10 protein-coding genes are annotated in these 12,117 nt (G+C 64.4%); 3 read left to right on the top strand and 7 right to left on the bottom strand.

The features are described 5' to 3' along the window. Positions 1-25: 25 nt before the first annotated feature. A complete protein-coding gene (locus tag K426_RS19970) occupies positions 26-1,348 on the bottom strand; it encodes a NupC/NupG family nucleoside CNT transporter (RefSeq protein ID WP_066560663.1) in 1,323 nt (440 codons plus the stop codon). Positions 1,349-1,650: 302 nt separating this feature from the next. Next, positions 1,651-3,471 (bottom strand): translational GTPase TypA, encoded by a 1,821-nt coding sequence (gene typA, locus K426_RS19975; RefSeq protein ID WP_066560665.1) that lies wholly within the window; start codon positions 3,469-3,471, stop codon positions 1,651-1,653. 221 nt (positions 3,472-3,692) lie between these two features. Here typA and K426_RS19980 point away from each other — a divergent pair, with 221 nt between their 5' ends. Genes K426_RS19980 through K426_RS32205 form a run of 3 tightly spaced genes read left to right on the top strand, consistent with a single transcriptional unit; the run spans position 3,693 to position 5,793 of the window. After that, positions 3,693-4,904, top strand: coding sequence for a toxic anion resistance protein (locus K426_RS19980; RefSeq protein ID WP_066560667.1), 1,212 nt, complete (start codon positions 3,693-3,695; stop codon positions 4,902-4,904). A gap of 4 nt (positions 4,905-4,908) precedes the next feature. Continuing rightward, a complete protein-coding gene (locus K426_RS19985; protein ID WP_066560669.1) occupies positions 4,909-5,622 on the top strand; it encodes a hypothetical protein in 714 nt (237 codons plus the stop codon). 15 nt (positions 5,623-5,637) lie between these two features. Further along, positions 5,638-5,793, top strand: a complete 156-nt coding sequence (locus K426_RS32205; RefSeq protein ID WP_169576123.1) for a hypothetical protein — start codon at positions 5,638-5,640, stop codon at positions 5,791-5,793. A 12-nt stretch (positions 5,794-5,805) separates the two neighbouring features. Here the strand turns inward: K426_RS32205 and K426_RS19990 are convergent, their stop codons facing one another. From K426_RS19990 to K426_RS20010, 5 genes are all read right to left on the bottom strand, one after another. Then, on the bottom strand, positions 5,806-6,105 hold the full coding sequence (locus K426_RS19990; protein WP_066560671.1) for a PilZ domain-containing protein: 300 nt from the start codon (positions 6,103-6,105) through the stop codon (positions 5,806-5,808). 119 nt (positions 6,106-6,224) lie between these two features. After that, positions 6,225-6,971, bottom strand: coding sequence for a class I SAM-dependent methyltransferase (locus K426_RS19995; RefSeq protein ID WP_066560673.1), 747 nt, complete (start codon positions 6,969-6,971; stop codon positions 6,225-6,227). Further along, complete coding sequence (prfB, locus tag K426_RS20000; protein WP_066560674.1) at positions 6,971-8,098, bottom strand: peptide chain release factor 2; 1,128 nt, start codon at positions 8,096-8,098, stop codon at positions 6,971-6,973. Before prfB ends, K426_RS19995 begins: the two co-directional genes overlap by 1 nt. 146 nt (positions 8,099-8,244) lie before the next feature. After that, entirely contained in the window at positions 8,245-10,782 is a 2,538-nt protein-coding gene (locus K426_RS20005) for a penicillin-binding protein 1A (RefSeq protein WP_066562061.1), read from the bottom strand. Between the two features lie 82 nt (positions 10,783-10,864). Then, the gene (locus K426_RS20010; RefSeq protein ID WP_066560676.1) at positions 10,865-11,833 is read right to left on the bottom strand and encodes an N-acetylmuramoyl-L-alanine amidase family protein; all 969 of its coding nucleotides are present in this window, start codon (positions 11,831-11,833) and stop codon (positions 10,865-10,867) included. Positions 11,834-12,117 lie beyond the last annotated feature (284 nt).

Below are 12,117 nucleotides of genomic sequence, written 5' to 3' on the forward strand. Positions count from 1 at the left end.
AACTTTCGTTATAGAATCGGAACGATCAGCGCAGGCTGAGCATCAGGCCCGCCAGCGCCGCGCTCATGAGATTGGCGAGGCTGCCCGCCACCAGCGCCTTCAACCCCAGCCGCGCGATCACTGGCCGCTGGTTGGGCGCGAGATTGCCGGTGACGGCCATCTGGATCGCGATCGAGCTGAAATTGGCGAAGCCGCAAAGCGCGAAGGTGACGATGGCGATGGTCGCGGGCGACAGCGCGCCCTGCACCTGGCCCAGATTGATATAGGCGACGAACTCGTTCAGCACGACCTTGGTACCGAACAGGCCGCCCGCGATCTGCGCTTCGTTCCAGGGGATGTTGAGCAGATACATGACCGGCGAAAACACATAGCCGAGCAGTTGCTGGAAGCTGAGGTTCGAATAGCCGAACCAGCCGCCGATCCCGCCCAATATGCCATTGGCCAGCGCCACCAGCGCCACGAAGGCCAGTACCATGGCACCGACCGCGACGGCCAGCTTCACGCCGGTCTGCGCGCCCTGCGCCGCCGCCATGATCAGATTGGCGGGCTTTTCCTCGTCATGGGTCGCGGGCGGCATCGGCTCGCCGGGCGTCGCTTCGGGCAGCAGCGCGGCGGGACCGGCGCCGCTGATGCGTGTTTCGGGCAGGGCGATGTCGGGATGGTCGCCCAAGGGCAGTTCCGGTTCGCGTTCCGGCTCGTCGGGCATCATGATCTTCGCCATCAGCAGACCGCCGGGCGCGGACATGAAGCTCGCGGCAAGCAGATAGTCGATCTTGATCCCCATGGAGGCATAGGCCGCCAGGATGGTGCCCGCCACGCCCGCCATCCCGCTGGTCATGACGGCGAAGAGCTGCGGCGGGGTGAGGCCCGCCAGATAGGGGCGGATGACGAGCGGGCTCTCGCTCTGGCCGACGAAGATATTGGCGGCGGCGCACAGGCTTTCGACCTTGGACACGCCCGTCACCTTCTCGATCGCGCCGCCGACCCAGCGGACGATCTGCTGCATGATGCCCAGATAATAGAGGATCGACACCAGGCTGGCGAAGAAGATGATCACCGGCAGCGCGGCGATGGCGAAGCTGGCCCCGCCGATTTCCGGCTTGGCGAGCGGGCCGAAGATGAAATCCGTCCCCGCCTGCGCATAGCCGAGCAGATTCGACACGCCATGCGACATGCCCGCGATCACCGCACGTCCGGCAGGCACATAAAGCACCAGCAGGGCGATGCCTGCCTGCAACAGGAATGCCGCGCCCACGACCCGCGGCCGGACGGCGCGGCGGTCGGAGGACAAGGCGAAGGCAATGGCAAGGATCAGCGCGATGCCGGCTAGGCCAATGAGAAGATGCATGAAAAGCTTTCGCGGAAGAGCAGACGGCGCGACCATAAAGAGGGCGCAGCGGGGAGGCCAGCAGCTTTACGAGGGTGCAAATAGGTTTGAGGGATGTTTGGGTGGAAGGCGAACATCATTTCCGTCATCCCGGCGAAAGCCGGGATCTTAGGCGATAGCGCACGACCTAGCCTCAAGAGATCCCAGCTTTCGCTGGGATGACGATATTATCAACATCCGCAAATGGCCCTTCCGGACCATCCCAAAGCAAAAGGGGCCGGCGTCTCGCGACACCGGCCCCTTTTTTTCCTCTCAAAACTCAATCAGGCGGCAGCTTTGGCCCGCGACATGCGCTTGCGCTCGTTCGGGTCGAGATAGCGCTTGCGCAGGCGGATGTTCTTGGGCGTCACTTCGACCATTTCATCGTCATCGATATAGGCGATGGCCTGCTCCAGCGTCAGCTTGCGCGGCGGGGTCAGGCGGATGCTGTCATCCTTGCCGCTGGCGCGGAAGTTGGTCAGCGCCTTCGACTTCATCGGGTTGACTTCCAGGTCTTCCGGCTTGGCGTTTTCACCGATGATCATGCCTTCGTAGAGCGCCTCGCCCACGCCGACCATCAGGATACCGCGCTCTTCCAGCGGGCCGAGCGCATAGGCATTGGCCTCACCCGCGCCGTTGGAGATCAGCACGCCGTTCTTGCGGCCTTCGATCTTGCCCTTGTGGGGGCCATATTTCTCGAACAGGCGGTTCATGATGCCGGTGCCGCGCGTGTCGGACAGGAATTCGCCATGATAGCCGATCAGGCCGCGCGACGGCGCGGAGAAGGTGATGCGGGTCTTGCCGCCGCCCGAAGGACGCATGTCGGTCATCTCGGCCTTGCGGATGTTCATCTTGTCGACGACCGTGCCGGAAAATTCATCGTCCACGTCGATGACGACGATTTCATAAGGCTCGGTCCTGTTGCCGTTCTCATCCTCCCCGAACAGCACGCGGGGGCGCGAGATGCCGAGTTCAAAGCCTTCGCGGCGCATGGTTTCGATGAGCACGCCCAGCTGCAATTCGCCACGGCCGGCGACTTCGAAGCTGTCCTTGTCGTCGCTCTCCGTCACCTTGATGGCGACGTTCGATTCGGCTTCGCGGGCCAGACGGTCGCGGATCATGCGGCTCGTCACCTTGCTGCCTTCGCGGCCCGCCATCGGCGAATCGTTCACCGCAAAGCGCATCGACAGGGTCGGCGGATCGATCGGCTGCGCCTTGATCGGCACGCTGACCGAGGTGTCGCAGATGGTGTTGGCCACGGTCGCGACGGTCAGACCGGCGAGCGAGATGATGTCGCCCGCCTTCGCCTCATCCACCGGAACGCGATCCAGGCCGCGGAAGGACATGATCTTCGACGCGCGGCCGGTTTCGATCACATTGCCGTCCATGTCGAGCGCGTGGATCGGCTGGTTGACCTTGACCGTGCCCGACTGGACGCGGCCGGTCAGGATGCGGCCGAGGAAATTGTCGCGATCGAGCAGCGTCACGAGGAAGCTGAACGGCGCGTCCTGATCCAGCGACGGCGGCGGCACATGATCGACGATCTTCTGGAACATCGGCTCCAGCGTGCCCTCGCGGCGGCTGGGGTTATCGCTGGCATAGCCGTTGCGGCCCGAGGCATAGAGGACCGGGAAATCGAGCTGCTCGTCAGTGGCGTCCAGCGTCACGAACAGGTCGAACACTTCGTCCAGCACTTCCTGGATGCGCTCGTCGGGGCGGTCGACCTTGTTGACGACGACGATCGGGCGCAGGCCCAACGCCAGCGCCTTGCCAGTCACGAACTTGGTCTGCGGCATCGCGCCCTCCGACGAGTCGACCAGCAGGATCACGCCGTCGACCATGGAGAGGATGCGCTCCACCTCGCCGCCGAAGTCGGCGTGGCCGGGCGTGTCGACGATGTTGATGCGGATTCCGTTCCACTCGACCGAGGTCGGCTTCGCCAGGATGGTGATGCCCCGTTCCTTTTCGAGGTCGTTCGAGTCCATCGCGCGTTCCTCGACGCGCTGATTGTCGCGGAAGGTGCCGGACTGGCGGAAAAGCTGGTCGACGAGCGTGGTCTTGCCATGGTCGACGTGCGCGATGATCGCGATATTACGCAGGGACATGTCTTGCCTTTGGGATTTAAGGTTTCCCGGCGGGCACCACGCCTGTCCAGGACTATCGGGCGCGCCCCTACAGGAAATGACGCGCTGCGGCAAGCTTTGCGGGTAGGGCAGGAGCGATTGCAATGGCGGGGGCAGGCCTTTAGCGTGCGGCACAGGCTTGCAGCCGGACTGTTCTATATACATATAACAGTGCAAACGCTTGATGGCCCCTGGGAGATGACATGGCTTCGACCGCGCCGACCGCCACCGCTGACACGCTGAACCTCACTCCGCCCGATCCGGTGCCGCCGATCGCGCCCGAAAAAGCGGCGGGGCTGGTGCCCTTGGAAGACGAGAAAAGGTCGAAGCTGGACGAGAAGGTCGATGCCTTCATCGACGATCTGGTCGCGCAGGACGCCAATTCGCCCGAATTCGGGCAGCGCGTCGACCAGCTCACCAATATGGGGCGCAAGGAAATCGCGGAGGCTGCGGGACATTCCAACCGTTTTCTCGACCGCCCGGTGCGCGCCATGGACAGCGACAACAAGGTCGGCGTCGATCTGGCCGAACTGCGCCGAACCATCGAGGATCTCGATCCCGGCAAGCGCGGCAGCCTGACCGCGCCCAAGAAGCTGTTCGGCCTGATCCCCTTCGGCAACCGGATGCGCGATTATTTCGACAGCTATAAAAGCGCGCAGAGCCACATCAATTCGATCCTGGGCAGCCTGGCCAGCGGCAAGGACGTGCTGATCAAGGACAATGCCGCCATCGATGTCGAGCGGCAGAATATGTGGCAGACCATGGGCCGTCTGGAGCAGATGATCCATATCTCCAAGACGCTGGACGCCCGGCTGGAGGCGAAGGCGCTGGAGCTGGATTCAGCGGACCCGGCCAAGGCCAAGGCGATCCGCGAGAGCGCGCTTTTCTACATCCGCCAGCGCACGCAGGACCTGCTGACGCAGATGGCGGTGACGGTGCAGGGCTATCTGGCGCTGGACCTCGTCAAGAAGAACAATGTCGAACTGGTGAAGGGCGTGGACCGCGCCGGCACCACCACTGTCGCCGCGCTGCGCACCGCCGTCACCGTGGCGCAGGCGCTGGTCGGGCAGCGCCTGGTGCTGGAACAGATCACCGCGCTCAACACGACGACCGCGAACATGATCGATTCGACCGGCGAGATGCTGAAGACCCAGACTGCGCAGATCCATGAACAGGCGGCGTCCAGCACCATCCCGATCGAGACGCTGCAACGCGCCTTCCAGAATATCTACGATACGATGGACAGTATCGACACGTTCAAGCTGAAGGCGCTGGAGAATATGAAGACAACGGTGTCCACGCTGTCGAACGAGGTCGAGAAATCCAAGGGCTATATCGCCCGCGCCGAGGGACAGGCGCAGGCCGCGCAACAGGCACGCGTCGACAATCCGTTGCTGAGTTCGATCGAGGCCTGACAGGATGAGCCGGTCCGAACGCGTCCTGGCCGATGCCGAAGCGGTGCTCCGCCGCCATAGCGAGCGCGGGCAGAGCCTGTCGGCACGTGCGCGGCAAAGGCGCAATGCCGCGCTGATGCGCAAGGTCAAATATGCCTTCTGGGCAGTGATCGCGGTGCTGATCGGCAGCGCGGTGGCGGGCTTTGTGGCGCCGATCGGGACAAGCGGGGTCATGATCGCGCTGGGCGTCATGCTGGCGGCGGTGCTCCTGATCGCGGCGCTGCCGGGAGAAAAGCGCGTCAGGACAGAGGCGCTGGCGGAGACCGCGCTCACCGCCCTGCCGCTCCAGACCGAGATTTGGCTGGAAAATCAGCGCAAAGCCCTGCCCGCCCCCGCCGTCACCCTAGTCGACAGCATCGGCGTGAAGCTGGAGACCCTGTCGCCGCAACTTGAAAGGCTGGGCGAGCAGGATCCGGCGGCGCAGGAAATCCGCAAATTGCTGGCCGATCATCTGCCTGAACTCGTCACCGGCTATCAATCCATCCCCGAACCGCTGCGGCGCGAGGAGCGCAATGGCCGCGTCCCGGAAAAGCAGTTGATCGACGGACTTGGCGTCATCGACGCGGAAATCGCCCGGATGAGCGAGACGCTGGCGAGCGGCGATCTCGACAAGCTGGCGGTGCAGAACCGCTTCCTGGAGCTGAAATATCAGGAGGCGAAGGAACTTGGGCAGGAATAACGTCTTCCTAGCGTAATGATTCACCTTACGCTGATCATCGTCGATTTCCTGACTGGCTTGCTGGCTGCCGGCGCCTGGGCGCTGGCGAGCGCGGGCGGAGCGATCGCAGCGCTGGTCGGCGGCGGACTGCTGGGCGTATCGCTATTTCGGAAGTGGCGGCAGAAGGGATGAAGGAACGGCTATTCAGGCGCCTTCGATCCACACGGTCAAGGCATGCTGGGTCAAGGGCTGGTTGAACTGAATGCCGAAACGCTTGCCATTGGACCACATGACCCGGCCGCTCGCCTGCATGCCCAGCGCCTCGACGATGAGATAGGTGCCGGTCCTGGGCGGCGTTTCGCAATGGGCCAACGCGCCCGAGCAGGACAGGTCCAGAAAATGCGCCCGGGCCGCCGTGCCGCCGAAACGCAAGGCGACGGGTCCGAACATCTTGTGGCGCGGATCGTGCCGCCGCTGCCCGGCGGCGCCAGTCAGGTCAGCCATATCCTGCCCTCCCCCCAAGGCATATGATCATAAAATGGTCAAAAGCGTCCATCGAATCATGGTTGGCCGCCCATTAACCATAATATGCGCAAAGGAAAGCGTTAGCCGGCCGTAACGGATCAGGACCGCAAGGCGCAGGGGACGATGGAGGATGGTTCGGGCCGTGCGGCAATGCGCTTGAACCGGGCGAAATAGCCGCCCGCCGTCGGCTTGGGAATCAGTTCCTCCAGACGGAAGCCCATGGCCGCCAATTCGCAGGCCAGCAGGCGCGGCGGCGTGCCGTGCTGGTCGGTCGGACGATCGGCGTCCACCACGATCAGCTCGCCACCCGGCTTGAGCGCTGGACTGAGGTTCCACAGAAAGGCGTAGGGTTCGGCAATCTCATGATACATATGGACCATGAGGATGCGGTCGAAGCTGTTTTCAGGCAGCCTGGGGTTCTCCGGCGCGCCCAGCCGGACGCTGACATTGCGCCAGTCCTCCCGCGTGATGCGGCGGCTCAAGGCGTCGATCACCTCGGGCATGATGTCTTCGGCCAGGACGCGGCCCCTGTCGCCCACCCTTTTCGCGAGGCGCACGGTGTAATAGCCCTCGCCCGCGCCAATGTCCGCCACCGTCATGCCGGAACGGATGCCGGCGCGGTTCATGATGTCTTCGGCTTCGTTCACCCGGTCGCGGGCTTCCTCGCTCGACCAGCGGGTGGAGACGATCGGCGCCACCGGGCGGTCGGCGCGCGGAAAGGCGCGGGCGGCGGCCGGGCGATCGCTATTCTTGTCCGACGAGAATGGGCCGCAGCCCGCCAGCAAAGCCAAGCAGCCCGCCAGCGCCGCGAGCGCTCCAGCCCCGGCCGCCGGCAGGCGCTTCATCAGTCGACATCCTCCACGTCGACCTTCTCTCCGGTCACCTTCTGGCTGAGCGCGGCCGCCATGAAGGGATCGAGCGCGCCGTCCAACACATCGTCGGGCGCGGTGGAGGTGACGCCGGTGCGCAAATCCTTCACGAGCTGATAGGGCTGAAGCACATAGGAGCGGATCTGGTGGCCCCAGCCGATCTCGGTCTTGGCCTGATAGTCGGTCGATGCCGCTTCCTCGCGACGGCGCAGTTCCGCTTCATAGAGGCGCGCCTTCAGCATGTTCATGGCCGTTGCGCGGTTCTTGTGCTGCGAACGGTCGTTCTGGCTGGCGACGATGATGCCCGACGGCACGTGAGTGATGCGGACCGCCGAGTCCGTAGTGTTGACGTGCTGACCGCCTGCGCCGCTGGCGCGGTAGGTGTCGATCTTGAGGTCGCTTTCCTTCACCTCGATATCGATATCGTCGTCGATCACCGGATAGACCCAGACCGACGAGAAGCTGGTGTGGCGGCGGGCCGAGCTGTCATAGGGGCTGATGCGGACCAGGCGATGCACGCCGCTTTCCGTCTTCGCATAGCCATAGGCATTCTCGCCCTTGAACAGGAAGGTGGCGGACTTGATGCCCGCCTGGTCGCCCGCCTGATAGTCGACCAGCTCGACCTTATAGCCGCGCCGTTCGGCCCAGCGGCGGTACATGCGGCTGAGCATTTCCGCCCAATCCTGGCTTTCCGTGCCGCCCGCGCCCGCGTGGATTTCCAGATAGGTGTCGCTGGCATCGGCCTCGCCAGCGAGCAACGCCTTGATCTTGTCCTCGTCGGCGCGATCGGCCAGCGCCTTCAGCGAGGCGATGGCTTCGGCCACCATATCCTCATCGCCTTCGGCATCGGCCATGTCGATAAGTTCCGCGGTGTCGGTCTTTTCGCTGTCGATGGCGCGGGTCGCGCCGATCGCGGCGTCGAGCCTTGTGCGCTCCCGCATCACTTCCTGCGCCTGTTTCTGATTGTCCCAAAGCGTCGGGTCCTCGACGCGGGCGTTCAGTTCGTCGAGGCGGCGAAGGGCGCGGTCCCAGTCGAGGAAGCGGCGCAGCAGGTCCAGCGCGGCGTCGATGCGGTCTATATATTGCTGCGCTTCGGCGCGCATGGGAGGTCTCCAGACATTCGCATGTTTCCTGTTCGTGCAGGAAACGCATCATGCGCCCGGCCCTATCCGAGCGCGGAGAGTTTGGGAAGATTCAATCCTTGCGGGGGAAGAGCTCAAATCCTCCCGACGCTTCGCGCAGGGAGAATTTAGTAAATCCCGCCCTGATCCTGCAGGAAGTCGCTGTCGGTGCGCTGGTGGCGCTGGACCGTCGCTTCGATGCGGGCGGCGGCCTTGTCTTGCGCGGCCACCTCTTCCTTGCGGATCGATCGGCGGGGTTCGGATTCGGGCTTGAACGCTTCCCAGATCACGGCGGGCTTGGGCTCGTCGGTCGGCCAGACGCCATAGACGCGCTTGCCCGAGCGGCGGTCGATCGTGACCATGCGGATGCCCGCCGGGGCGATGAACGGGGTCTTGGGCATCGCCTCCAGCACCGGCGTCATCGCCGCTTTCCAGATCGGCGCGGCGACGCGGCCGCCCTGCGCCCAGCCGCCCAGGCTCCTCGGCTGGTCATAGCCGATATAGACGCCCGCCACGATGTCCGGCGATCCGCCGACGAACCAGACGTTGGTCGGGCCGTTGGTGGTGCCGGTCTTGCCGAACAGCGGGCGTTTCAGGTCCGCCAGCACGGTGGCCGTGCCGCGCTGGATCACGCCCTCGGCAATGTGCACGACCTGATAGGCGGTCATCGGGTTCATCACCTGCCGCCCCTCGAAACCGAAGCGGGGCATGGACTTGCCGTCCCAATTGGCCATGTTGCAGCCGTCACAGGCGCGCCAGCGCAGCGGCCAGATCACCTTGCCGCGCCGGTCCTGCACATAGTCCATCAGCTTGGGGCTAAGCTGCCGCCCCTGATTGGCGAGCATGGCATAGGCGTTCACTATCCGCTCGACCGTGGTTTCGCCCGCGCCCAACGCAAAGGAGAGATAGGGCTGGTAATCACCGATCCCCATCGCCTTGATGGTGCGCACGACGCGGTCCATGCCGGTCTGGCTGGCGGCGCGCACGGTCATCAGGTTGCGCGACTGCTCGACGCCCCAGCGCATGGTCTGCGGCCCGGCGCTGCCGCCGGTGAAGTTGCGGAAGCATTTCTGGCCAAGGCCCGCGCCCTGATAGACGCAGAGCGGTCCGTCGACGATGATCGAGGCCGGGGTCATGCCATTGTCCAGCGCGGCGGCATAGACGAAGGGCTTGATGGTCGATCCGGGCTGGCGCATCGCCTGGGTGGCGCGGTTGTAGGAGGAGAGGCGGTTGTCGAAGCCGCCCTGCATGGCGCGGACGCGGCCCGAATGGGTTTCCTCCACCACCATGCCGCCGGAGACTTCGGGCACGTTGCGCAGTGCCCATGACGAGCCGTTGCGCGCCACCACGATCAGGTCGCCGGGCTTCATCGCCGCGAAGGCCGGGCCGCCGCTCTTGCGATAGGGCAATTGCGCCGCATCGGCGGACAGCGTGCCCGTCGATCCGTCGGAAAAGCCGATCTGCGCGGCGCCGCTGTTCCGGCTGACGATCACGGCGACGCGCCATCCGGCATAGTCGACGTCGATATAGCTTGCCGCCAGTTCACGATGCCAGCCGCGATCCATGTCGATCCTGCCGATCGGCCCGGACCAGCCCTTGCCCGCATCGAAGCGCAGCAGGCCATTGCGCAGCGCCGTGGTCGTCAGATCCTGAATCTTCGGGTCATAGGGGCTGCGCACCCAGAGGCCGCCGGCATAGACGCTGTTCGGACCGTCCGATGCCTTTTCCCCGAATTGCTGGATCAGGCGGCGGCGCACTTCCTCCATATAATAGCCGCCTGCGCGGGCATCGAAGCTGGAGCCATGGGCAGCCACGGTGCCGAGCGGCTGGGCCTGCGCCTCATCGCGCTGGGCCTGGGTGATCCAGCCATTCTTGACCATTTCGCCAAGCGCCCAGTTGCGGCGCTCCAGTGCGCGTTCATGGCCGGTGGGGCTTTCCGGGCGATAATTGGCCGGACCTTTGGGCAGGATCGCCAGATAGGCCATTTCATGCAGCTTGAGGTCGCCCACATCCTTGTCGAAATAGGCGCGCGCAGCCGCCTGCACGCCATAGGCGTTGCGGCCGAGGAATATCTGGTTGAGATAGAGTTCGAGGATCTGCTGCTTGGTCAGCACCCCCTCCATGCGATAGGCGAGGATCATTTCCTTCACCTTGCGCGTGGGGGAATATTCGTCACCGATCAGCAGGTTCTTCGCCACCTGCTGGGTGATGGTGGAGCCGCCACGGGCGCGCTGGCCCGAGCCGATCTTGGTCGCATAGTCGAACACCGCGCCGAAGAAGCCGGGAATGTCGACGCCATGATGTTCGAAGAAGGTCTTGTCCTCCGCCGACAGATAGGCGCGGATCAGCAGCGGTGGATAATCGCTATATTGCAGTTGGACGCGGCGTTCGCGGGCATAGCTGTGGACGGGTTGGCCGTCGGTGTCCCGCACGATTGTCGGCAGCGGCGGCTCATATTCCAGCAGCGTCGCCGCATCGGGCAAGCCGCGCGCGAAGATCAGCCAGAAAAGCGCATAAGCGAGGATGAGGCCGCCAAGGCCAACCGCGATCCAGCGGAACCAGCGCTTGTCCCAATGGGGTGCGAGCCTTTCCCGAAGTCCGCTCGCGCCGCTACGCAGGCGATGGATGAAGGACGATGCGGCGTTTTTGGGGCGAGCCTCTTCCATGATGGTCGAGGCTGTACGGTCAAAATGGGTGAAGCGCCAGAGTGGAATGCTTTGAACGGAATGTCGGCCGGTCCGGACGTTCTCAGCCGCCCGCCCCATCCCCGCGCATCGTCAGTTTGCGGGCGAAATGCACTTCGATCGCGCGGGCGACGCCCTTGGCGATATTCGCCTGACCTTCCTTCGACGCCAGGAAAGCCGCATCGGCCGTATTGGAAATATAGCCCGTTTCGAACAGCACCGACGGGGTATCCGGAGCTTTGAGCACCATCAGCGAGGCGAAGCGATGCGCCGCGCTGCGGAACGGGACATAGGGCGCGGCCTCGCGTTGGAGCAGCCGGGCGAAGCTCACCGAAATGTTCATCGATTCCCGCTGCGTCAGGTCGATCAGGATCGAGGAAACATCGTTCGACTGGCCACCGAGGTTAACGCCGTTCAGAAAGTCGGCCTTGTTCTCGCGCGCGGCAAGGCGGGCGGCTTCGCGGTCGGAGGCGGTCTCGGACAGGGTATAGACGGTCGCGCCCCGCGCCGTGTCATTGTCCGCCGAATCGGCGTGGATGGAAATGAACAGGTCCGCGTTCAGCTTGCGCGCAATGCCATAGCGCTCCTGAAGTACCAGGAAACGGTCAGCGTTGCGGGTCAGCGCCACGCGGACGCGGCCTGACTTCAGCAGTTGGTCGCGTACCGCCTGCGCGATGGCGAGCGTCACATCCTTCTCCCGCTCGCCATTTTCGCGGTTGACCGCGCCTGGATCATGGCCGCCATGGCCGGCGTCGATCACCACCAGCGGGCGGGACGCGTCGCGCGGCCCCTCCACCGGCGGCAGCGACAGGCCGCGCGCCACAGGCGGGATCGGCACGGTGATGCTGTGGAGACGCCTGGCCGGGCGCGAGGCCATATGCGCGGGCGCGTCAAAGCGCATGCCCGCCCGGCCGCCATCGGGGATGACGGCGGAAAGCGGCGCGCCGGAGAGGATCATGCTTGCGAGCGCAAGACTTTGGAACATGCGCCGCTTGTGCAACGTACGGGCCTTGGCCGTCCAGCCGAATTTCATGACGCCCGTCCACCGATCGTCCCGGCGCTATCCCGGCGATATGAAGCATAGCCGCTTTTCGCGCATCGAAACGGCAAGGTTAACCCCATCTTCACCATGATCGCGATAGACTGCCGGGCGAAGTTCCGCCGGAAGCGCAAGCCGCGAAACAATATTTCGAGTGGCCGTTGCTCCTTGCCATTTTGACTGCTACCCATTCACATTCCCAAAAGACGCGCCATATTCGGCGGCAGTCCTTTCGGGGATATTCACGATGGCACCGGCGGGCGACAACGCCCGGCACG

This window comes from Sphingobium sp. TKS, assembly GCF_001563265.1.
In the GTDB taxonomy this organism is placed as follows: Bacteria; Pseudomonadota; Alphaproteobacteria; order Sphingomonadales; family Sphingomonadaceae; genus Sphingobium.